The sequence below is a fragment of the Pseudomonas sp. LBUM1669 genome, from assembly GCF_059695705.1.
In genome coordinates this window covers 2,584,791-2,607,841 of record NZ_CP166784.1, presented here as the reverse complement: position 1 = coordinate 2,607,841, position 23,051 = coordinate 2,584,791, and the positions used below count along the sequence as shown (strand labels likewise).

The 23,051-nt window shown below is 60.4% G+C and carries 18 protein-coding genes and 2 pseudogenes; 15 read left to right on the top strand and 5 right to left on the bottom strand.

Going from position 1 to position 23,051, the window contains the following annotated elements; genetic code table 11:
• Positions 1–4: 4 nt before the first annotated feature.
• The 14 genes and pseudogenes from ACA051_RS12130 (at position 5) to ACA051_RS12065 (ending at position 15,170) form a co-directional block, all read left to right on the top strand.
• Positions 5–1,597 (top strand): GumC family protein, encoded by a 1,593-nt coding sequence (locus ACA051_RS12130; RefSeq protein ID WP_497374921.1) that lies wholly within the window; start codon positions 5–7, stop codon positions 1,595–1,597.
• Positions 1,594–2,682, top strand: a complete 1,089-nt coding sequence (locus ACA051_RS12125; RefSeq protein ID WP_497310010.1) for a glycosyltransferase family 4 protein — start codon at positions 1,594–1,596, stop codon at positions 2,680–2,682. The genes ACA051_RS12130 and ACA051_RS12125 overlap by 4 nt, the downstream gene beginning before the upstream one ends.
• A complete protein-coding gene (locus ACA051_RS12120; protein WP_497310009.1) occupies positions 2,679–4,046 on the top strand; it encodes an O-antigen ligase family protein in 1,368 nt (455 codons plus the stop codon). The genes ACA051_RS12125 and ACA051_RS12120 overlap by 4 nt, the downstream gene beginning before the upstream one ends.
• Positions 4,043–5,011, top strand: a complete 969-nt coding sequence (locus tag ACA051_RS12115) for a glycosyltransferase family 2 protein (RefSeq protein WP_497374919.1) — start codon at positions 4,043–4,045, stop codon at positions 5,009–5,011. Before ACA051_RS12120 ends, ACA051_RS12115 begins: the two co-directional genes overlap by 4 nt.
• Entirely contained in the window at positions 5,004–6,140 is a 1,137-nt protein-coding gene (locus ACA051_RS12110; protein ID WP_497374917.1) for a glycosyltransferase, read from the top strand. The genes ACA051_RS12115 and ACA051_RS12110 overlap by 8 nt, the downstream gene beginning before the upstream one ends.
• A 12-nt stretch (positions 6,141–6,152) precedes the next feature.
• Positions 6,153–7,154, top strand: a complete 1,002-nt coding sequence (locus ACA051_RS12105) for a polysaccharide deacetylase family protein (protein WP_497310006.1) — start codon at positions 6,153–6,155, stop codon at positions 7,152–7,154.
• Positions 7,151–8,455, top strand: coding sequence for a lipopolysaccharide biosynthesis protein (locus tag ACA051_RS12100; protein WP_497374915.1), 1,305 nt, complete (start codon positions 7,151–7,153; stop codon positions 8,453–8,455). The genes ACA051_RS12105 and ACA051_RS12100 overlap by 4 nt, the downstream gene beginning before the upstream one ends.
• Positions 8,452–10,371 (top strand): hypothetical protein, encoded by a 1,920-nt coding sequence (locus ACA051_RS12095; protein ID WP_497374913.1) that lies wholly within the window; start codon positions 8,452–8,454, stop codon positions 10,369–10,371. Before ACA051_RS12100 ends, ACA051_RS12095 begins: the two co-directional genes overlap by 4 nt.
• Before the next feature lie 86 nt (positions 10,372–10,457).
• Complete coding sequence (locus ACA051_RS12090) at positions 10,458–11,147, top strand: N-acetyltransferase (protein ID WP_497310003.1); 690 nt, start codon at positions 10,458–10,460, stop codon at positions 11,145–11,147.
• A 4-nt stretch (positions 11,148–11,151) separates the two neighbouring features.
• A complete protein-coding gene (locus ACA051_RS12085) occupies positions 11,152–12,369 on the top strand; it encodes a GNAT family N-acetyltransferase (protein WP_497310002.1) in 1,218 nt (405 codons plus the stop codon).
• Complete coding sequence (locus tag ACA051_RS12080) at positions 12,341–13,132, top strand: ChbG/HpnK family deacetylase (RefSeq protein WP_497310000.1); 792 nt, start codon at positions 12,341–12,343, stop codon at positions 13,130–13,132. The genes ACA051_RS12085 and ACA051_RS12080 overlap by 29 nt, the downstream gene beginning before the upstream one ends.
• Positions 13,133–13,247: 115 nt before the next feature.
• Positions 13,248–13,940 (top strand): N-acetyltransferase, encoded by a 693-nt coding sequence (locus ACA051_RS12075; protein WP_497374911.1) that lies wholly within the window; start codon positions 13,248–13,250, stop codon positions 13,938–13,940.
• A gap of 626 nt (positions 13,941–14,566) precedes the next feature.
• A pseudogene (locus ACA051_RS12070) lies at positions 14,567–14,814 on the top strand (type II toxin-antitoxin system RelE/ParE family toxin).
• Between the two features lie 47 nt (positions 14,815–14,861).
• A complete protein-coding gene (locus ACA051_RS12065) occupies positions 14,862–15,170 on the top strand; it encodes an addiction module antidote protein (RefSeq protein WP_497309997.1) in 309 nt (102 codons plus the stop codon).
• 13 nt (positions 15,171–15,183) lie between these two features.
• Here the strand turns inward: ACA051_RS12065 and ACA051_RS12060 are convergent, their stop codons facing one another.
• Entirely contained in the window at positions 15,184–15,996 is an 813-nt protein-coding gene (locus tag ACA051_RS12060; protein ID WP_497374909.1) for a class I SAM-dependent methyltransferase, read from the bottom strand.
• A 179-nt stretch (positions 15,997–16,175) separates the two neighbouring features.
• Here ACA051_RS12060 and ACA051_RS12055 point away from each other — a divergent pair, with 179 nt between their 5' ends.
• On the top strand, positions 16,176–16,562 hold the full coding sequence (locus ACA051_RS12055) for a hypothetical protein (RefSeq protein ID WP_497309993.1): 387 nt from the start codon (positions 16,176–16,178) through the stop codon (positions 16,560–16,562).
• Between the two features lie 15 nt (positions 16,563–16,577).
• Here the strand turns inward: ACA051_RS12055 and ACA051_RS12050 are convergent, their stop codons facing one another.
• The 4 genes and pseudogenes from ACA051_RS12050 to ACA051_RS12035 all read right to left on the bottom strand — a co-directional run bounded on the left by ACA051_RS12050 (position 16,578) and on the right by ACA051_RS12035 (position 22,876).
• The gene (locus tag ACA051_RS12050; protein ID WP_497309991.1) at positions 16,578–18,008 is read right to left on the bottom strand and encodes a sigma-54-dependent transcriptional regulator; all 1,431 of its coding nucleotides are present in this window, start codon (positions 18,006–18,008) and stop codon (positions 16,578–16,580) included.
• Complete coding sequence (locus tag ACA051_RS12045; protein ID WP_497309989.1) at positions 17,977–19,470, bottom strand: sensor histidine kinase; 1,494 nt, start codon at positions 19,468–19,470, stop codon at positions 17,977–17,979. The genes ACA051_RS12050 and ACA051_RS12045 overlap by 32 nt, the downstream gene beginning before the upstream one ends.
• 206 nt (positions 19,471–19,676) lie before the next feature.
• Positions 19,677–20,072 (bottom strand): annotated as a pseudogene (locus tag ACA051_RS12040) (SCO family protein); the annotation flags it as partial.
• Complete coding sequence (locus ACA051_RS12035; RefSeq protein ID WP_497374907.1) at positions 20,069–22,876, bottom strand: multicopper oxidase domain-containing protein; 2,808 nt, start codon at positions 22,874–22,876, stop codon at positions 20,069–20,071. The gene ACA051_RS12035 and the pseudogene ACA051_RS12040, both read right to left, overlap by 4 nt.
• Positions 22,877–23,051: the final 175 nt, after the last annotated feature.

Here is a 23,051-nt window from a genome sequence, read left to right as displayed (position 1 = left end):
GACCATGAATCCAAAGGAAAACTACCTGCACGAGTTCTTCAGGATCTTCTTCGCCAACAAGCAGTTGGTGAAACGAGTCTTCCTGCTCTTTGCAGTGATCGCCCTGGTCTTGCCGCTGATGCTCAAACAGAGCTTCGATATCACCGCCCAGGTGATCGTGCAGTCCAAAAAACTCTCACAGGGAGACGCCACGACGTCCCTCAACCAGGAGAACGCCTCATTCATTCCACCGTCCCTGGCGGACATGGAAACCGAGAGCAATATCCTGCGCTCGCCGGCGTTGATTCGGCAGACCATCAGCGAGTTGCGCGACAAGGGTGAGTACACGCTCACCCCTGGCGTCTTCAACAAACTGGTGACCCAGCCGTTCAAACAGTACGTGACCACGCCGCTGCGCGAATACGTGATCAACCCGATGAAAACCACCCTGGGCCTGGAAACCGATCCGGTGCGCGACACGGCGCTGGATGCTCTGACCCAACAGGCGATCGACAGTCTGAAAATCGAGACGCTGCCAGGCTCCAACGTGATCTCCATCATCTACAGTTTCGACAATCCGGCCCAGGGCACCAAGTTCGTCGCAGCCTTGCTGCAGAACTACCTGACGAGCCGTCAGGCACTGCAATCGATCGACTTGCCGCAGTCGTTCTACGAAACCAAGAAGAAGCAATACCAGGTGCGTCTCGATGGCCTGGAAGGCACTCGGTTGGGCTTACTTGAAGCGGTTGGTTCGTCCGATCCGAAGGAAGAAATCACCTTCCGCCTCAACGCCATCAACACCGAGGAGCAAGCGCTCAACCTGTACCGCGATCGCCTGCTGCAAAGCCAACGCTGGCTCGACTACCTGAAAACCAGCCTGGCCGCGGCGAGCAATTCGAAACTCAACGACTACACCTTCCCCTACACCTTCACCACCACCGTGGACAACGTGGCGTTTGAAGACCGCGAGATCAAACAGATGGGTGAGGCCCTGACCACACAGGTCAGCCGCTACATGAACGACCTGGCGATCTTCCAGCCAAGCAGCGAACCGATGTTGCTGACCCGCGAGCAAATCGCCCGCACCCGTCAGCAGTTTCTGAAAGTGGTCAGCAACCGGATTCAGGAGCGCAACACTGACCTGGCGATTGTCAGCTCGGTGATCGACCAGAAAACCAAGCGCATTGCCGAGTTCAAGGACCGCATCCACCAGTTGCAGGAAACCCAGAGCAAACTGCGGCAGATGGACACCGAGATCAACGCGTTGCACGCGGCGTTCTCGACCTATGCCCAGCGCTTCGCCGAAAGCAGCAGCGCACGCTCGCTGGACAACGACCTGTCCAACGCACGGGTGCTCAGCCCGCCGTATGAGCCCACCGAAGCAGCGTTCCCGAAACCGATGCTGATCATTCCGTTCGGGTTGTTCACCGGTCTGTTGCTGGCGATTGCCCTGGTCTACGTGCGTGAGTTCTTCGATCACCGTTTCAAACACCCAGCGCAAATCACCCACGAACTGGGCTTGCCGGTGCTGTTGGTGATCAACGATCAAAACGTGGAACCAACCAATCCACACAGCAACTGGTCCGTGCCTGGCCTCGTGCATTGGGTGCGCAATTGAACGCGCCGCTCATCCCTTCCCTGCCGATCATTCATTTGCTCAGCAGCGGTGGCTTCTACGGGGCTGAGCGGATGCTGCTGGACCATTGCCTGGCGACGCCGGGGCAGCACCAGGTGCTGTTTCTCGATGCGCCGCCAGACTTGATCGCGCGGTTTCGCCAGGCGGGGGTCGACTGCCGGGGTTGCGCGGGGTTGGGGGAATTACTGGCGCATTTGCGCCAGCGCCGGGCGGAACGGCCGTTGATCAATACGCACAACTTCAAGGGCCTGTTGTTTGGCTGGGTGGGCGCCACGTTGTTGCGCCTGCCGCTGGTGATTACCCAGCACGGTTTCACACCGCGCAGCCGCAAACAAAAGTTCTACACCTGGCTGAGCCTGCAACTGTGCCGCACCGCGTCGGTTACTCGCGTGGTCTGCGTTGCCGAAAGCATCGCCGTGCTGTGCCGTCAGGCCAGCGTCCGGGCGGAAAAGCTGCAGGTGATTCCCAATGGTTTACCGGCGGCTACCGGACTGTTGCCGCACAACGTGGGCCGCCAGCGTTGGCTGGCCGGTTACGTCGGGCGGCTGAGCAGTGAAAAGGGCCCGGACTTTTTTCTCGATGCGCTGATTCCACTCTGCCGGCAACACCCGCAACTGGACGCCGTGATGCTCGGCGACGGCCCGGAACGGGAGACGCTGCTGGCGCGTATCAACGAAGCGGGTTTACAGGACCGCATCACCCTGCCCGGTTACCAGACCGACATGAGTGTGTGGTGGCGACAACTCGATGCGCTGGTGATCAGCTCGCGCACCGAAGGCACGCCGATGATTCTGCTCGAAGCGATGCAAGCCGGCGTGCCGGTGGTGGCGTTTGGCGTCGGCGGGATTCCCGATGTGCTGCAAGACCGGCACAACGGCCTGCTGGCGACACCCGCTGACAGCGCCGCCCTCGCCCGCCAGATCGGCTCGTTGCTGACTGAACCGGCCATGGCCCGCGACCTGATCGACAACGCAAAACGAACGCAATTGGACCGTTACGACCTCAAGGCCCTGGCCGAACGCTGGTCGCAACTTTATCTCCGTACTGCACGGGAGGCACGCGCGTGATCTTTCCGCTCTCGATCGTCAGTTTGTTTGGCCTGGTCTGCCTCGGTTTGTTGGCCAGCCCTTATCCGTATCTGGCGCCGGGGGCGGTGCTGGGCCTGGTCGGTGTCGCGCTGCTTTACCGAAAACCCTCTTGGGGTTTGCTCGGGATCGCGGCGCTGGTGCCGTTCGAAGGTTTCTTCAAGGACAGTTCGCTGTCGGGCACCAAGTTCCTCGGCGCGTCATTGGCCGTGATCCTGATGCTGCAACTGGCCATCCACCAGATTCCCTCCGAACGCCTGCGCAGCAACATCTGGCGCTACCTGATCTGGTTCATGGTCTTGTACCTGCTGAGCGTGCTCAACACCGATAACATGGGCATGTCGTTGGGGCATCTGCGAGAACTGAGCGTCGGTCTGGTGCTGTTTGTGATCACCTTGCTGATCGGCCGCGAGCTGAACATGGACCTGTTCGCCAAAATGGTCACCCTCAGTGTCACGGCGACCTGCGTGCTGGCGATGTTCTCCAGCAAATACCAGGACCAGGGGCGCGCCGCCGGCCTGCTGGAAGACCCGAACGCCTTTGCCATGCTGATCGCCTTCGCCGTGCCACTCGCCTTGCTGCTGGTGGTTCGCAGCCCGCACTTCCTGCATCGGTTGTTCTGGGTCGGTTGCTGCATTTTGCTGCTGGGCGGCATGACCAAGACTGAATCCCGTTCGGGCCTGGTGGTGCTGTTCCTCAGCCTGATGATCGGCGTCTGGCACTACCGCCTCGAGCTCAAACGCATCCGTCCACGGCATCTGGGGTTCGCCATGCTGGGCCTGGTGATCGTGATTCCACTGGCCCTTTATGCGATGCCGAAGGGCTACATCGAGCGCATTCAGTCCTTGAGCATTTTGAGCGCCGGCGCCAAGAGCCAGGACCAGTCCCTGGGCCGTCGCGCCTCATACATTGTGGTCGGCAGCGAGATGATCCGCGAGAACCCGTTGCTGGGCACCGGGCCCGGAACGTTCCCGCTGCACTACGCCACCACCGGTTATGCCAAGGCGTTTTCGGCCAACCGCAAAATCGGCGACCTCTACCGTCGCGCCCACAACACCTACCTGGAAATCTTCAGTGAGCTGGGGATTCCCGCCGGCCTGTTGTTCGTCGGCATGCTCGGCCTCGGTTTGTACAACCTGGTCCGCGCCCGTCGTGCGTGGATGCAGCGACGCAACCGCGAACAGGCGGATTTGCTGACGCACCTGAGCATGAGTTTTCTGTCGCTGGCGCTGTTTTTGATGTTCCTCAGCGCCCCCAACCAGAAGTACGTGTGGATCATGCTCGCCCTGACCAGCGTGCTGCGTTTGAAAGCCGAAGAAAGCCCGCACCTGGAGGCCAAGGCATGAGCCGCATCAGCATTGTCATCCCGATGTACAACGAAGCCCGCCACATCGCCCGGACCCTGCTGGCTGCGCAACGCGCCGCCATCGCCGCCGGGCTGGAGTGCGAGCTGATCGTGGCCGACAACGGCTCGGAGGATCAGGGCCCGCACATTGCCCGTCAACTGGGCGCGCAGGTGCTGGTGCTGCCGGGCTTGATGATCGGCGCCTTGCGCAATCGCGGCGCCGCTGTCGCTACCGGAGAATGGCTGGCCTTCATCGATGCCGATGTCGAGTTGCCCGAGGACTGGCTCACGCTATTGTTGAAAATCGAGCCCGCTGTTCAGGTCGACGTCCTCGGGCTGGATTTGCACACACCGGCCGAAGCCCCGTGGTACGCCAACGCCTGGCAACGTCGCACCTTGCGCCCGAACAACGAGACGGTGCAGACGGTGCGCTGGCTGCCCAGTTCCAACCTGTTGATGCGCCGCCCCTGGTTCGACAAGGTTGGCGGCTTCGATGAAACCCTGCGTACCGGCGAAGACAAGGATTTCACCATGCGCCTTTCCCATGCGGGCGCCCGTCTGCTCTCGGTCAATCAGGCCGTCGCCTTGCATTGGGGTTATGAGGGCAGTTGGCGAGAATGGATGGGCAAGGAATTCTGGCGTCAGGGCAGCCATCTGCAGCTCCTGCGCAGCCACGGGATGAGCATTCGATTGCTGCGCTTCCCGTTGATGTCACTCGCCGCCTGGTTCCTGGATTTCCTGGCAATCTCCGCACTGCTCGATGGCTTCCCTCATCATGCGGCGCTGATGTTGTTGCTGACCAGCATTCCGGCGCTCGCCTTGAGCATGCGTCAGACCCTCAAACACCGCGATCCGCTGTTGACCCTGCAACTCTGGGGCCTGCACTGGGTGCGCCTGCACCTGGCCGGCGCCGCGTTCATCCTCAGTCTTTGCCACTGGAAAGCAAGGAGGCCTGCCCGTGCCTGAGTTCATTTTCTGGTTGTGCCTGTTGTTGCCGGTCTACGCCTACCTGGGTTATCCGCTGCTGCTGACTTTGCTGGCGCCGTTGTTTGCGGCGCGACCTCCTGCAATCGCTGAACCGCTGAACATCAGCATCGTGATTGCCGCGCACAACGAGGCGCGGCACATCGAACACAAGTTGCGCACGTTGCTTGCTCAGGATTATGAGCCGGCCTCGCTGCAGATCATTCTGGCCAGCGACGGTTCGACCGATGACACCGTGGCCTGTGCGCACAAGGTCGTCGACCCGCGCATCACCATTCTCGACCTGCCTCGCCAGGGCAAGGCCGCGACCCTGAATGCCGGCGTGGCGTTGAGCACCGGAGACATTCTGGTGTTCACCGATGCCGACAACCAATGGTCCCGCGACACCCTCGGCCATCTGCTGGCGCCGTTGTGCGATCCGCAGGTTGGCGCTTGCGCCGGGCACATGGTGATCCCGGTTACCGGCGGCGGCCTAAGCATCGGCGACAGTCTCTATCGGCATTACGAAGGCTGGCTACGCAGGGTGGAAAACCGCACCGGCTGCATGGTCTCCGCCGACGGCGCCCTGCTCGCCCTGCGCCGCGAGTTGTTCCAGGAAGTGCCCGCCGAGGTCAACGATGACTTCTTCATCAGCACCTGCGCGCCGGTGGCGTTCAAGCGCATTGTCTATGTGCCCGAGGCGCAGGTGATCGACCATGGCGTCGATGAAGCGGATAAACAATTCCGCCGTCGTCAGCGGGTCACTGTCGGGGGGCTGCAAAGCCTGGCCCAGCGCAGCGAGCTGCTCAATCCGCTGAAGCATGGCCTGTATTCGATTGCCTTGATCAGCCACAAGTTGATCCGCCGTCTGGCGCCGATCCTGTTGCTGCCGCTGTTGCTGAGCAATTTCTGGCTGTGGGAAGAACACGGTTTCTATCGCCTGAGCCTGGTCGCGCAACTGCTCGGTTACGCGGTGGCCATCGCCGGCCTGCTGGATTCGCAACACCGGCTGCCCAAACCTTTCCGCCTCGCCGCGTTCCTGCTAGTGACCCTGGCCGGGATGAGTATCGGTTTGTGGCAGTTCCTGCGGGGGCAGCGGTACGCCCAGTGGAACCCTGAGCAAAACCGTTGAGAGGATTGAGCCATGGCGATCAAACAATTATTAAAACGCACCAGTGGCTGGCTGTATCTCAACTCGCCGGTAGGCCGCAATCAACTGCAAGGCGCCGGGGTGATCCTGATGCTGCACCGGGTGCTGGCCAGCGACCACGCCGCCGACCTGCCCCACCGTAATGAGCTGTGCGTCGGGCCGAAGGCCTTCGAACACTTGCTGGTGTGGCTGAAAAAACACTTCGATTGCGTGTCGTTGATGGACATCTTGCAACCCGGCACGGTGAGATCGGATCGCCCGAAAATCACCCTGACCTTCGACGACGGTTGGCGCGACAACGCCCTTAACGCGTTCCCGTTGCTGCAAAAATACCAGGTGCCAGCGAGTATTTTTCTCTCCACCGATTTCATCGGCAGCCGCCAGCGGTTCTGGTGGGAGAGCATCGGTGAAACCCTCTGGGGCAGCCACGGTGAACGGGCGCGGATGCAATTGATCGACTGCCTGCGACAGGTCGGTCGCCCCTTGCCGGTGGCCTTCGATGAACTGGATGTGGAGCGTCGCAGCCTGGCCTTGCTGCACTTTCTGCACAGCCTGAAATCCCTCAGCCCTGCTGATTTGAATCGCCTGACCGACGAGTGCCCGGACGAGTCATTGCCCCAGGCGCTGGACTGGCATCAGGTGCGCATGCTGGAAGCCTCGGGGCTGGTGCGGTTCGGCCCGCACGGTGCAAGCCATTCGATACTCACCGGTCTCGACGATCAGCGTCTGCATGAAGAACTGAGCCGCAGCCGCGACGCCTTGCACAATGGCTGTAACCGGCCGCTGCCGGTCTACTGCTACCCCAACGGCGACAACGATGCGCGGGTGCGCGAACACGTTGCCGATCATGATTACCCGTTCGCCCTGGGCACAGGCACCGGGATTTATCGGGGCACCGACGACCCCTTCAACCTGCCCCGCTTCGGCGTCAGCCAACGGGTGGCGCGTAATCCGCAGCTGTTGTCCTGGCGCCTGTACCGCGGGGCCCGCGCATGAACCGCAGCCATTACCTCAAGCATCTGGCCCTGAGCATGGGCACCAAACTGGCGATGATCAGTTTGCGACTGATGCGCAACGTGTTGCTCGCACGGATCCTCGGGCCGAGCGAACGGGGTTTGTTTGCCCTGCTCAGCACCCTGCCCGACCTGATCAGCGCCGCCACCAGTGGCGGGCTGAATTCGGCGGTGGGCTTTCAAGCGGCCAAGCAGCGGCCCATGGGTTTGCTACTGAGTCAGGTGCTGGTATTTGGTTGCTTGTTGGCGGGTCTTTTGACCTTGCTGGTGGTTGCCCTGGTGCGTGAGTTCGGCACTGAACTCGACATCACCACGCAACTGGGCCTGCTCGCCTGGCTGTTGCTGCTGGCGGTGCCGCTGACCGTACTGAAAAGTGGCCTGCTGACGTTGCACAACGCTTCCGGTGGCGTGGTGGCATTCAATGCGTTGCGCCTGGTGGAATCCCTGGCGCCGCTGCTGCTGTTTCTCGCCTTGTTCTGGATGTGGAAAGACTCCGCGCTGGAAGCGGCGCTGATCAGTTGGCTGGCAGGCATCAGCCTGGTGGTGCTGGCGGGCTGGTTCTGGCTCAAACGTGCTCAGCCCCTGAAACTGCAATGGGACCGCGCCAGTCAAAATGAACTGCTGCGCTACAGTGCCCGCAGCCATCCGGACCTGTTGTTCCAGCAAGTGATCCTGCGCTCCGATTACCTGTTCATCGGCGCCCTGCTCGGCAGCACCGCGCTCGGGCATTACGCCATGGCCAGCGCCGCCGCCGAGTTGCTGCTGATCGTCCCGGAAGCCGTGACCACGCCGTTGATGAAACGCCTGCTGCAACAAGAAGAAGGCATCGATAAAGTCACGCCGCTGGCCCTGCGCCTGACCGCCACGGTGATGCTCGGCGCCTGCGTGACCATGGCCATGATCGGTGAATGGCTGATCGTGACGTTGTTCGGCGTTGCCTATCAACCTGCCTACCCCGCCTTGTTGGCGCTGCTGCCGGGCCTGTTGGGTCTGTGCTACGCGAGCATCCTGCGCCTGGACTTGCTGGGCAAAAACCGTCCCGGCTCGATTTCGCTGTTGATGGGCCTGGGCGCCTTGCTGAACCTGGCGCTGAACCTGGTGTTGATTCCGGCCTACGAGATCGTCGGCGCGGCGGCGGCATCGTCCATCGCCTACGTCGCGGTGACCCTCGCGCTGTTGGTGATGTACTGCCGGTTGAGCGGCGTGCCGGTCTGGCAAACCCTGATCATCCTGCCCAGCGATGTAGCGCCGATGCTGCACATGCTGCAACGGAAGTCGGCATGAAACGCCTGGTCCTGCTGTTGAGCCTGGGCCTCTCGCTGAGCGCCCAGGCAGCGCCCATGCGTTGGGCCGACATTCGCGATGGCAGCCTGTACCTGCAACCGGATCGCCCCGACACCCTGACCATTCGCTGGGCGCCAGCGTGGCAGGCGGACGCCAACGAAGAACGCCTCTACCTGCTCGATGGCCAAGGCAAACTCCAGGGCGAGCGCCTGATCGCCGCCAGTGAATCGCGCGGCAGCCAGAGCTGGTCGTTGGCCCCGAGTGCCTCAAGCTATCAACTGGAAATTCCGGGCTACAGCTTCCGTCGCTATCGGGTTGAACACGACGAACGCACGGTGGCGCTGTTCGCCCCGGCCAAGGTGCATTTCAGCGCCGAAACCCACAATGGCGATGAGCTGTATTTCAAGGTGGCGCCGGGTGAACACGCGGTGCTGGCCGGCAAGTTCCACGGCGGTGTCAGCGGCCTGCAAGCGCAGCGCGTGGGCGACGGCAAACAAGTGGCGCTGACGCTGAAACCGTATCGAGGCTATTGGCAGTTCGACAAGGTCGAGTTGCCCGTCGCCACCGAACCACAGGTCTGGCGCCTGCGCCTGCAAGGCAGCGGCAAAGCGGCGTTCTGGCTCGACGGCACCGCCAACCTCTTCGCCCAAAATCCGCAGCAGCTCAAGCCTCTACGCGAGGACGATGGCCAGGTTCGATTGACGCTGCACAATCAAGTACTGGGGCCGACCCCGAACCTGGGCATCGCCCTGCCCTACGTCAAGGTGCCGGAATCGAGTTATGCAGTGCTCGATGCACTCAAGCCACAGGCGGGGACTTATTACAGCTTCGTCGACATCACGGCGAAGAATCCGCACTACGAAGATGATTTCCGTCGGCTGTATCAGGACCGTTTCGGCATCACCCAGGACATCACCTTGTTGGCCGGGAGCCAGCGCCAGGCTGACCTGCGCGCCGACACCCAGAGCAACGCCGGGCTCGACGCCTGGCTCGCAGCGACCCGCGCCCTGGGTGGCAAAGGCACGCACTACATAGGTTTTGCCGACGAGCCGAACCTCAATTACCCGGACTACGCCAACTACCAAAGCATCTTCAACAGCATGGCCCGACAAGTGCGCAGCAATCCCGCCAATGCCAAGGCTGGCGTGCGCATCGCCATGCCCGCCAGTTCGCGGCTGGTAAACGGCCCGTTTGCCGACAACGCCGCCGACAAGCGCGGCATCGATTGGGCTAAACGCTTGCTGGCCGAATCCGGCGACAACATCGACGCCCTGGCCTGGCACGAATGGATGATTCGCGACCTGCTGGCAACACGGGTCTACCGTGACAGCGTGCGCCGCGCCGCCGAGCTGGTCGGCCTCGACGCCCAGGGCCGGCCGCGCAAAGCCTTGCTGCTGGACCAGACCAACATGTCCAGCGGTTCCAGCCTCAGTCCTTACGATCAGGAAACCCACTTCGCGTCGTTGTGGTGGGCGTCGGTCGTCATCAATTCGTCCCAGGACGGTTTGCTGGAAATGCTGAGTTGGTTCCAGGCGGCTGACGAACCGAACTACCCCAAAGGCATGTTGCGTGTCCTCGGCGACGATCGCTTCGAGCTCAAGCCCGTGGGCCTGGCTCAGCAGTTCATCCGTGAAAATTGGCTGCACAGCGTGATGCTCCTCAGTAACGACGCCTTCGAGGTCGACGTGCTGGCCATGGCCGAGGACCAGAAGCGCAGCCTTCTGGGCGTCAACAAAGCCACACGCTTGCAACGTGTGGCCCTGACTGGGGCCCAGTGTCCGCTGGCCAACGGTTCATTACGCTATTTCGGTGCCGACAACCGCGCGCGCGACGCACCCTTCAATTGCCAGGACGGTCGCGTCAGCTTCGAGCTGCCAGAACGGACCCTGTTCAATCTCAGCTGGAGCGACTCATGAATTGCCAACTATTGCATTGCGACCCCGGCCATTGGCCGCGCCTCGCATCACTCCATTCACGGCCGAGACCGTCAGGAGTCAATAACATGAGCGTTTTGCAGAAACTCAGCCAACACATCAGACAAAAAGGTTGGCGCGCCACCCTCAATAAAATCTGGAAGCACTACGTGTTTTCCCACCAGGAACTGTTGTGGATGGAGCGCGACCTTGTCAGTCCGGTGCCGCCGCACAAACTCAGGCCCTACCCAACGCTGCAGGTCGTCAGCATCACCCCGGAGAACGCCGTGGCGTTCACCCGTTACTTCGGTGACCGCGTGGACACCATGGCCGAGCTGGCCCGCGAAGGTTATACCGGACAGATGCATCTGGACGATCAAGGCGACGCCGTGGCCTTCATCTGGGGCGCGGCACGCAATTATTACGACAAGCACTATTACGGCTGCTGGTTCCCGGTGAAAGAAGGCGAGTTCTTCGAATTCGGCGGCGAGCTGACCCGTGCCTACTGGGGAACGGCGCTATCGATGGACCTGCAGACCGAACTGTGGAAAACCATGCACGCCCAAGGCTGCAACAAGGTGGTGGACGTGTGTGAATGGCACAACGTGCCAGCCCAGAAATTGCACATACGCACGGGGTACAACGAGCAAGGGCGGATCATGAACGTCTACGAGCTGTTTGGTCGCTGGCGCTTCTACCGCGAAACCCATTACAGCGGCTCACGCCTGGATGCATTGCGCAAACCGGCACGTGAATCCGCCACAGCAGCGGTGACCTGACCCTATGGCAGCACGATTCGAATGGCGCACTTCACTGTGCGCCGCTGACTTCCCGGAAACGGCTTATGAAGCGTTGCGCCTGCGAGTATCGGACCACACGCCGTTCAACGCCCTCGCCTGGATGCGTGCGTCCGAACAGGCCCTGACCACCGGGCAACGCTTGCATGTGTTGCTCGGCTGGCAGGGTCATGAGCTGGTCTTGTGTTTGCCGTTGGTGGCCTCTGTCGAGCGTTTCGCCCGGCTGCCGTTTCGCGTGCTGCATCACCTTGGCTACCCCCTCGCCGACCGCCTCGCGCTCCTCGCAAAAACGGACTCGGAGAATATCCGCAAGGCACTGATCGAGATCCGCCGACAGCTTCCCCATGCCCTACTGCAACTCAACGAGTTGCCAGAACCGGTCGGCGAAGAAAGCGCACTGACCGAGTGGATGACCCACAGTTCGACCGGTGAACGACGCCTCAGCTGTCGGGTGCCGGTGCACGTAATCAGCGACGCGGACCACCAGGAAGTCTCGGGGGACCCGCGTTATAAACTGCGCCGCGCACGCAAACGCATCGCGGCGTGTGGCGCCCAGGTTCGGCGGATCACGCCCGACGCGTCGACCATGGGCCCGTTGTTGCAGGCCATCAGTGAAGTCGAAGCGGTCAGCTGGAAAGGCGATGAAGGCGTCGGGATTTTTTCCGATGAACGCCACCGACAATGGATGGACCGGGCCTTCACTGCCCTCGCCGAACAGGGACTGGTGCGGGTCGTGGTGCTCGAGCTGGACGGGCGCTGCATCAGCTACCGCCTCGGGTTGCTGGAGCAAGGTCGGTTGTACGATTACAACCTGGCGTTCTTGCCGCAATACGCCGATCTGGGCAGCGGTCGGGTGCTGCTCGACGAGTGGATTCGCTGGGGGCTGGACGAGCACTGGCGCTGGATCGACGCTTCGCGGGTGAGCCTGGAAAACTCCAGCCATCAACTGCACGAACGCATGACCGGGCAACTGGAACACTGGCGCTGGAGTTTCTATTCCTGGCGCCCCAGCGGCCTGGCGTTGGGCCTGGGCCTGAGACTTTGGCAGCGGCTCAAACCCTTGTTGCAGAAATGGCGAGCCAAACGTGCCGCAGAGACCATTGCCGCTGCACCGGCGCCCCTTGCCGCGGTGGTCAAAGCAGCGAAGCCAACCGACACAAACAGGGAGAGCGACCATGCCTCGCCAAGTCATAGTCAACGCTGACGATTTCGGTCTCAGCCCGTGCGAAAACGCGGTGATCCTCGGTGCCTTCCAGGCCGGGGTGATCAGTTCCGCCACGGCTATGGCCAATATGCCGGCCTTCGAAGCGGCATGCGTCATGGCCCAGCATCCGTTGCTCAAGGACCGGATCGGCCTGCATTTCAACCTCACGTATGGGCGTCCGTTGAGTCAGTCGATTCTGGGTCGAAGGAACTTCTGTGACAGCAACGGGGTTTTCGATCTCAACCTGTCCCGCCATCGCCTCTGGCTTAGCCGGGGGGACCGCGACGCGGTGCTGGAGGAGCTCAAAGCGCAATGGCAACGCTGCGTGGACAACGGTGTACGGCCCAGCCACATCGATTCCCATCAACACGTTCACAACATCTGGCCCATCGGTGAAATCGTCGCCCGCTTCGCCGCGAGCCAAGGGGTGGCCGTGCGCCTTGCACGCAATCTGGGGCAAAACCTGAGTGTGCCCAAGCGCGTGTTCAAATCCTTGCTCAACAGTCGTTTGCAGAGTCTGGCCGGTGTGACCGCGGATTATGTGTGCACGCCAGTGGACCTGCGCAATGACGCCATGCCGACCGACGGCGTGCTGGAAATCGTGGCTCATCCGACTCAGCTTGGCGCTGATTTCGGTGATGCCTATTTGCAGCCAGCAGAGTCACTGACCCTTGTTATAGAGCGGCGCCTTCAAGGTGTGCCGCGGGTTTCCTATGGCGCTGTAAACAGCCATTTGGTGACCGGTGAAGCAGCGCTCGAATGAGTTACATACGTTGCAACATATTCAAAGCTGGCGCTTTGATATGAACTTTCAAGCTTGATCTATACCCATCAAAAGCGTTTCCACCCACACCCTGGCCTTGGCTAAGGAGAGCGTCATGAGCATCATCGAAAAGCTTCGCGAACGCATAAAACAAAAGGGCTTGAGCCGCACGTTCAACACGCTGTGGAAACGCTACGTGTTCTTCCACTGGGAGCTTTTATGGATGGAACGCGACCTGATCAGCCCGGTACCGCCGCACAAATTGCGTCCCTATTCGGGTCTGCGCCTGGTGACCATCACCAAGGAAAACGCCACGGCCTTTGGCAAGCATTTTGGTGACCGCGTCGAGACCATGGCCGAACTCGCCACCGAGGGTCACACCGGGCACATGTATCTGGACGAAGAAGACCACGCTGTTGCGTTCATCTGGGGCAGCATCCGCGACTACCACGACCGTCACTATTACGGCTGCTGGTTCCCGGTCAAACCTGGTGAGTTCTTCGAGTTCGGCGGCGAAATGACCCGCCCCTACTTCGGCACCAGCCTGTCGGTGGATGCTCAGGTAAACCTCTGGGCGGCAATGGCGGCCAAAGGCTGCAACAAGGTGGTGGACGTCTGCGAAACCCACAACATCCCGGCCCTGAAGCTGCACATCCGCATGGGCTACCACGAACAGGGTCGCGTCACCCACGTCTACGGCCTGTTCGGCCGCTGGCGCTTCTACCGCGAAACCCGCTACACCGGCTCACGCCTGGATCCGCTGCGCAAACCGGGACGGCCGGTGGTGACGGGAGCGGCGAACGCCTGATTACCGGACCAGAGACCGAGTCGCGGCCTTCGCGGGCAAGCCTCGCTCCTACAGGAGATCTCCAGAACACACAGATTTTGTGCTCGACGGGATTCAAATGTGGGGAGTGAGCCTGCTCGCGATAGCGGTGGCACATACAGCATTGAGGTGACTGACAGATAGCTTTCGCGAGCAGGCTCGCTCCTACAGTGGATCTTCAGCGCATGCGAATTTTGTGTTCGCCGACGATCCAATGTGGAAGTGAGCCTGCTCGCGATAGCGGTGGCACATACAGGATTGAGGTGACTGACAGATAGCTTTCGCGAGCAGGCTCGCTCCTACAGTAGATCTTCAGCGCATGCGAATTTTGTGTTCGACGACGATCCAATGTGGGAGTGAGCCTGCTCGCGATAGCGGTGGCACATGCAGCATTGAGGTGACTGACAGATAGCTATCGCGAGCAAGCCCGCTCCCACAGTGGATCTCCAGCGCACACCGATTTTGATTTCCACGACGATCAACTACAGGAGGACCGGGTGATTTCGCTCGCGAGAGCGTGATACGTCCCACACATCTCTGGGAAAAGCCATCCGTAGTGAAGGAAGCGCCTGACTGCTCATTCGTATCCAAGTGGATACATTTGAGCAATGAATTATATTGTTCAACAAACTAGATCTTCGTGGCATCGCATACCTCAGTTCTTGACTTGCGGGCGAAGGTTGCTATCGCTCGTCGCATTGATCGTGCCTCTGCAGGTAACCTGGATGATATCAAGCCGGTGGGAGATGGCGTTTCCGAAATGCGCGTGGACGTCGGTGCCGGCTATCGGGTCTACTTCACTTTGCGAAACAGTGTCGTCATTGTGCTTTTGGCTGGTGGTGATAAATCTTCGTAAACCGCCGATATCAGGCGGGCGAAAGAATTGGCAAAGGAGGTTTTAACATGAGCCAGACTTTGACTGCTTTTGACATGGCGGCGCTGCTGGACAGTGACGAAGCCATTAGCGAGTATCTTTCACAAGTACTCGCAGATGGCGATAACGAGGAATTTCTTCGTGCTATCGGCTACGTGGTGAAAGCGCGCGGAATGACACAGATAGCCAGAGATTCAGGTATGGGCCGCGAAAGCCTGTACAAGGCTTTCGCGCCAGGTGCAAAACCACGCTTTGATACAGTTTTGAAGGTCATCCATGCCCTCGGCATTGATCTCTGTGCGCAGCCAGGTCATTCGATAAATCACTCGGTACTTTGAGAGATTGTTCTGGCTAGGCTGCTCGCTTCACCCCCACCCACGTAAAACACAACGGCATCTGCGCCGGCTGCCGCTCATACCGGTCATAGAGGTCCTCGCGGTTGGAATGCGGGTACTCCTTGAAGTGGCTGATCTGCAGCCCCGCCTCGATGGCACCGGTGAAGATGGCGCCCAGAGTGTGGACGAACCAGTAGGACGACGCGGCTTGCTGGTCGACTTTGCCTTCGTAGACGATCGGCTGGTCCTGCACGAACGGCTCGCTGCGAAAGTATGAGCTGTCCAGACGATAGGGATCCGCGGCCTCGGGATCGACCATTTCCAGGAAGGGGTGGGTTTCGTACACCACCAACGCACCGCCGGGCTTGAGGGTCTGCGCGACATGGTGGAAGAATTCGCCGATGTCGGGCATCCAGTTCAAGACGCCGATGGTGATCAGCGCCACGTCGAAGCGGTCATGCAGTTCAGCCGGCAGGTGATGAATGTCGGCCTCGATGAATTCGGGCTCATGCGGCGAGCGGGACGCCAGTTCCCGCGCCTGTTCGAGAAACGCCTCGGACTGGTCGACGCCCACCACGCTGCGAGCCCCCAGCGCAAACAGCGAAATACTCTCCCGCCCGTTGTTGCAGCCCAGTTGCACCACGTCCTTGCCATCGACGCCGACCTGCTCCAGCACACCGCGAAGTGTGTCATCGATGCAGCAAAAATCGCGATGACTGACCGCCTTCACCAGGGCCTGCCAATCGGGGGCATCCTTGTGGTGTCGGGCGGAGTCGTTCCAGGCATCGCGGTTGCTGGCGATGGCATTTTCTTTGGTCGGCATTTCCATTGCACACTCCAGAATCCGGGTCTTTGTCGACCGGCACGAGTCTAGATCAGGGTGCTGAAAAACCCCATTGGGTGTTTGTTGGAATGTTGTAATCCGGGCATCGCGAACGCGTGCCCGTAGGGCAGCTATAGTTAATGGCCTTGGGGAAGTGCGGGAAAACCGATTTCGCAGGTGTTGCCATGAAAAAAACTGATCTGACGCTGTTGTTCGCCCTCAGTCTGACCGCCATCACCGGCGCCCAGGCGGACGATACCCTGACACCCACCACTGACTACAGCAGTGAGTTCAATTATTACGGCGCCGACCAGCCCTTCGCCCACCCGGTGCCACCCTCCCTGAGCTCCGTGCCACCTCGGTCGTACATCCCGACAGCGCCTCGGGACTTCATCCCGATTGCCAGCCAGCATGACTTCTCCGACTCACGATTGCCGACCGTCGCGGATGCGTCCGTTCGAGTCTTCATCCGTTCCTACGATGCGGAACGCGGTGTCTACGTCAACGAAGAAATCCTAGACCCCACGTGCGTGCTCGAATGCCTCATCCGTCAGGGGGCTACGTTGCAGTGAAGGCTGCAACAAGACTCACCACTGACGTTTGTCCGGGCGCGCGAGACCGAGTTTCTCGATCCGGTAACGCAGCATGTCGCGGCTCAGGCCCAGCAAGCGTGCGGACTTGGTGACGTTCCAGTCGGTCTTGTCGAGCATCTTGCGCACCATGTCGCGCTCGACTTCCGGCAGGTTCATCGACTCGGTGCCGTTGTAGACCGGACGCGGCTCATGGTGCTGCGGCTCCTGCTGAAACATTTGAGGATCATCCACCAGGCTCAGGCAGACATTGAGCTGATGGGAAGCAATCGTATCGCTCTGCGCCAACAGCACGGTTTGTTCGAGCATGTTGCGTAATTCGCGCACGTTGCCCGGCCAACTGTAGCTGAGCAGCAACTCTTCAGCCTGATCGCTGAAATGCAGGTTCGGCTTGCCATAGCGTTTGCCGTGGATCGCCAGGAAGTGCCGGGCCAGCAACAAGATGTCTTCGCCACGGGCATACAGACGCGGCACCTTGATCGAAATAATGCGCAAACGGAAGAACAGGTCACGACGAAACTTGCCCTGTTGCACCATTTGTTCAAGGTTGCAGTTGGTCGCGCTGATCACCCGCAAATCGACCTTGCGCTCCTTGACCGAGCCCACGCGGCGGATGGTCCGGTCTTCCAGCAGCTTCAGCAGCTTGGCTTGCAGCAGCAGGTCCATTTCCCCGACTTCATCGAGAAACAACGTGCCGCCATCGGCTGCTTCGACCAGACCGGTACGACGGTCCTTGGCGTCGGTGAAGGCGCCCTTCTCGTGGCCGAACAGTTCCGATTCCACCAGGTTGGACGGGATAGACGCGCAGTTGAATTCGATGAATGGGCCCTTTGCGCGCGGGCCGTCAAAGTGCAGCGCCCGGGCCACCAGTTCCTTGCCGGTACCGGTTTCGCCTTCCACCAGAACAGGCGGCAGGTCGGCGTTGGCCATGCGCCGCTCGGCGTCGAGCAACTGGGCGATGGTGTTTTTCAAGTAGTGCATCGGAGCCGACTCGCCGATCAATGCCTGTACGCCTGACTTCTGCGCCTCGCGCTCTTGATAAAACGACAGCGTGCGCTCCATTCGATCAGTGGCCAGGGCCTTGTCCAGCAGCAGCTTGAGCTCCGGCAAGGCCACCGGTTTGGTGACGTAATGAAAAGCGCCCTCTTTCATCGCCACCACGGCATCTTCGACGTTGCCGTAGCCGGTCATCATGATCACTTTCAGATCCGGCGCGCTGATGCGCAGCTTCTGGATCAGGTCGTGACCGCTCATGCCCGGCAGCGAGTTGTCGGTCAACACCACATCCGGGGTGAACGTACCCAGTTTATCTAACGCCTCTTCAGCCGAGTGGCAGACCGTCACCTCGAAGTCTTTGCGCTCCAGGTAGGTCTGAATATTCTCGGCCAGGAGTTCATCATCCTCGACCAGCAGTATGCTGTGCTCCATATTCCCCTCCGGTTGCCACTTTAAAATTGAGACAAACGCGGGTTCCTTCCTGCTCCTGGCTGGTCAGTTCGACCGAGCCTTCGAAACGCTCCATTATTCGTTTGACGAGGGCCAGGCCAACGCCCAACCCTCCCTGTTTGGTGGTGAAAAACGGCTTGAAGACCATCTGTTGCTGCTGCTTGGTCATGCCTTTGCCGGTATCACCCAAGGTCATCCGCACCTGTCCCGACCGGGGCTGTTCAATATCGACGCTGAGCATGCCGCCCTTGGGCATGGCCTCCAGGGCGTTGGCAAACAGGCTATTGAGAATCTGGGTCAGCAGCACCTGTTGACTGACGACCGGGGGGCAGGTCTGCGGTGTAAAGCGCACCTCCACGTTCGAGCGTCGGATCAGCGCATCGAAAGCGCTCAGGGTGTCATCGATGGCCAGCACCAGGTCCACCGGTTCGAAATCGTCGTTCATGGGCCGCAACGACACCAGCAGCTCCCGGACCCAGCGTGACATGCGATCGACCTGGTTGATGATGTCGCCGATGTTCTTCTGCGCACTCTGGCTGGCGATTTCCTGGGCCAGTTCGGCGCTGGAGCGTATGTTCGCCAGCGGATTGCGCAAGCTGTGGGCGACGGCCGAGGACATTTCCCCCAAGGCGACAAAGGTCTCGTTAGTGATCAATTGCTTTTGCTGGCTCTGCAGCAACATCGACGCACGCCGCACGATCCAGAACAGCCCAAGGTAGATGACCAGGCCGCCGAGCAGGGTCGCCAGCCAGATCGCCTTGAAGCCACGCTGGATGCGCGCCACAAGGTCCGCCGGTTCCTTGTAGATCTCGACCATGGCGATGACTTTGCTCTTGTCGGCATTGAACATCGGGATGTAGTTCTCGATGAACAGGTACTTGGGCTCGCGCAACAGCATCTGTTCGGGACGCTCCTCGTCGATCTGGTGATAGCTAGTGGAGACCGGTTCTTTCATTTCAAAGGATTCGTCCAGTTCTTCATCGCCTTCGACGCGCATGCCGATCATCTGTGGATTGGTCGACCAGACCACCGTGCGATCCAAGGCGTACACCACCGCCAGCAGCGAGTCCGGCAAGTGTTCGACGTGATCGAGAAACTCAATGCGGGCAGCGGCACGGGCACCCGGGTCGACGTCGGGATAGGCGTTGTCATCGCGCGGATCGAGCATCTCGCCCATGGTTCTAGTGGGCGTGATGCCGGCATGACGAATTTCCCCGTCACCGATGGCCTGGATGAATTGCGCAGTGAGCAAGGAGTCCCGCTCGACGCTCTCTTCGACAACAAAACGCGTGGACACATAACCCAACCCCAGCGCCACGGCGGCGATGATGAAAAAACTGCCCAGGGAAAACCAGCGCAGCAGATTGAACTGTCCACTTCGACCCTGGCCTTCTGCTGCCGATGAGTCCGGCGCAGGTACTTTTTGTTGTTTCAGTATCTGCATGGGTATTGTCCAGAATGCTTGCATCAAGCCTTTTCAGTTGAGTCTCGGATCAGTGTAGGTCGCATTGATCGTGGTTGACGGCTGCACTGATAGTATTTCGCCGCTATTGCACTTGCGCCGCCTGCAGCGGCTGCTGGCGCTCAGTTTCTTCCTGCAAAAACCCCATAATTGATTGCGCAGCGTTCTCATCCAGGCGCAAGTTGGGCATCGGGCGTGTCGCTGAGCGGATCAATGCTGATGGAGTAGAAGAAGACGTCCTTCCCGACCCTGTCCCCCAGCAACTTCTGCACCTGACGCAGGCGCGCGGTTTCCAGCGGGCAGGAGTCGCTGCACGAAGTAAATATGAAATTGATCACCACCACCTTGTCCTTGATCAGGTCATCGAAGAAACGCACCTGCCGACCGTCCTGATCGGTCAGCAGGGTGTTGGGGAAGTAATCGCCGCCCCAGGGTGTCGCCGATTCCGTCGGCGACAGCACCCCTTCGTGAGCGAGCAGCACCTGACTGGCCAACAAACAGGTCACCAGGACCAGAATCAGGTGCATGCCCAAGGCGCGGGAGCGCGGCGTATGCGCTGGTGTGTCGGCTCCCCTCCTCTTCATGGCTTGACCACCACTTTAGGGCCGAAACCATCGCCATTGCGGAAGGTTGGCAGCGCGGCAGAGTTGACGTAGCGCACCCCATCCCAGCTCGGCAGCGGTGTCGGCATCAACTGGAATTGCCCGGGCTTCTCAATGTCCCAGCGCAGCAGCATCGAGTTGTCTTCATGCTGAGTGTTGTGACAGTGCTCCATGTACGTCCCGGCAAATTCGCGGAAGTTGATCGCCACCTCGACGCTGTCCAGGCCATCCTTTTCCGAGCCGATGCGGTACACGTCCTTGCGTGCCCATTTTTCCCATTCCGGTGGTGCCTTGCCGCCGCGGCTGAGGATGATGCCCTCCTCGAAGTGCACATGCACCGGATGGCTCCAGCCGATACCGCCGGCCTTGATGTTCCACACTTCCAGGGTGCCGAAACCGCTGACACCGGCATCGGTCGGGCCGCTGGCCAGTTTGGTCGCGGTGTTCAAGCGTCGCGGGTCCATGTGGAAGCCGAAACCGCCATCGGTCTTGACCGTCCACGGCGCTTCATCGGTGCCGTCGGAACGGCCGAAGGTGAAGGTGCGGTGGCGCGCCTGGGCCAGCAGAACCTTGTCGGCCGCATTGTCGCGATGGATTTTCAGCGGGATCATCACCAGTCCCTCGGCTTTACCCGGCTTGGCCGGTTCGTAGGCCGCCGGGTCCATGGCCAGGTCCTGACCGGTGTAAGCCTTGACGTTCAGTTGCAAGACCTTGCCCACGCCCGGATCACCCTTGTCCCACTGCGGTCCCTTGCTCGATGGCTTGATCACCGCCAGGTATTTCTGCGACAGCACATCGACCAATGGCACAGGTTCTTTCGGGCCTTTGCCGTCGTCATGCACCAGCAGGTTGACCACGAACACCTTGTCACCAGGCTTGATGCCGTTTTTCGCGAAGTTGACGAGGATGTCGAAGCGCTCGGCGATGCCCTGGGTCGGAAGGATCGCGTTGTGATTCTGTTTATCGCCGTCGGCATCCAGGTCCATGGTGCCGTCGAACGGCACGCTGTGTTCCATGATGTTGCCGTCGTTGGCAATCATGTGGAACGGCACGCGGGCATAGGACACACCGGAGTTTTTCGGGCCGGGAAACTCGCCGCTGCTGCCCTTTACCTCACGGACAATGGCGAACTTGAAGTACCGCGACACCGAGCCGTTGAGGATGCGGAACCGATAGCTGCGGGCGCGAACGTCCAGCGTCGGTTTCCACTGCCAGTTGACCAGCACCTGGTCACCGAGGAAGCCGTCGGTGTTGAAGGGGTTGAACCACAGCTGCCCGGCCTGATCCCAGGCCTTGTCGGCGAACACCAGGTTGACGTCGTAGTCGCGGTTGCCCCACGGCAGCGCGCTGCCGCTGGGGAGACGCAGGTTGACGCCGTCGTTCACCGATTCGTTGCCACGGTCCAGGGCGCTGTAGTAATTCATCATCGCCGCGTTGCCCTTGTAGACGTTCTGCGCGGTGAAATCGAGCATGTGGTCGTGGAACCAGTGGGTGCTCATGGTTTCGCGCCAGTCGCCGCGAATCTTGATGGTGCCGTGGTCGCAGGTCTTGCGACTGGGGCTGACGTCGTTGGTCCACAGGGTTTCCCCCGGCGAGCAAGGGAACGCCGCGCGCGGATCATGGGCGTCGGTGTTGATGCTGTCGTAACCGGCCAACTGGATCGGCCAGCGATAGTCGTAATACTGCCCCGGGAAGAAAAAAGCGTTGGCATAGCCGTCGCTTTCCGCCGGTGCGTGACCGTTGTGTTCATGGGTGCTGATGGTGTGCAGGCCGAAGCCCATGTTGGCCGACGGGTCGATCGGCAGACCGTTGTAATGGCGCATCAGCACCGGCTGACCGTAACGCACCATCAGCAGTTTTGGCGGCAAGGTGCCGTCGAAGGTCCAGACTGAGTTGTGGTTCTGCACCGGCATACTCGGGTGAAAACGCGGGTCGACGCCTTTGGCCGTGCCATCCGTGGCCGGCACACCGGCGACGTTGTGGTAGAGGCCACCGGGGCCGAACTCACCCAGCGCATAGCCGTGCATTTGATGGCTGTCACGCCAGCCGCTGTTGAGCCTCGCCCCGGTTTGCACGGTTTTGTAGGCCGTTTGCGGGTAGAACTCGTTCCAGCGCTGATGCGACCAGCCTTTTCCTGGCGGACGACCTTCAGCAGAAGAACCGATATGGCGGTTGAGAAAATACTCGATCTGCGCCTGCCAGGGGTTGCGGTCCACCACGTTCGAGAACTGGCTGGGGAACGGCGTCAGCCCCGGTTGACGCATAAAGGCGTCGAGCGCCGCGCTCGGTGGCGCACTGCGCGCTGCGTTGGTGGGGTCCTGCTGTGGCAACGGGCCAACGGCCGCCGGTGGAAAGCCCAACGGCGCCGCCGGTGTGGTGGGGTCGAGTTTTTCCGGGCCGAACTCTTCGAACAGCAACAATTGCTGAGTGAACGGCTGAGCGCCGAACAGCGGGCTCGGCTTGCCATTGGTGGGGTAATTGAAACTGGTCTGCACCGTCGGCGGCAGGACGTTTTCCTGACGCGTCGTGTCGCGGCTGCCTTTGACGCCATCGGGCAAATCGAAGGAATCCTTGTTGGCCTCGGGCATGGTCAAGATGGCGCTCAACGCCGCCGCTTCGTCAGCCGGTTCGTCGTAATACCTCGAAGGATCGTTCGGCTCGGGCTCTCGTTCGTCATCGATGGGGCTGGCACGCAGAGTCGCTGTGCCCAGTGTCATTGTCAGAAGGACGCTTAGAGGCGTTATCAGGCCGAACCATTTGAAGGAGAACCGCGCTTTTCTGTCCATCACCAGCCGCCTCGAAGTCGTGAAGGGGGTAGTGGTGGAGTTGCAAGGACCTCGCCAAATTTGTAACAGTTTTATACAAAAGTATTAACGACAAATAAAACAATGGCTTATCAGCATCAATATGCCATGACCTGGCAAAACGACTGGGGCTTGACACCCGGTAACGGGGAAAGTT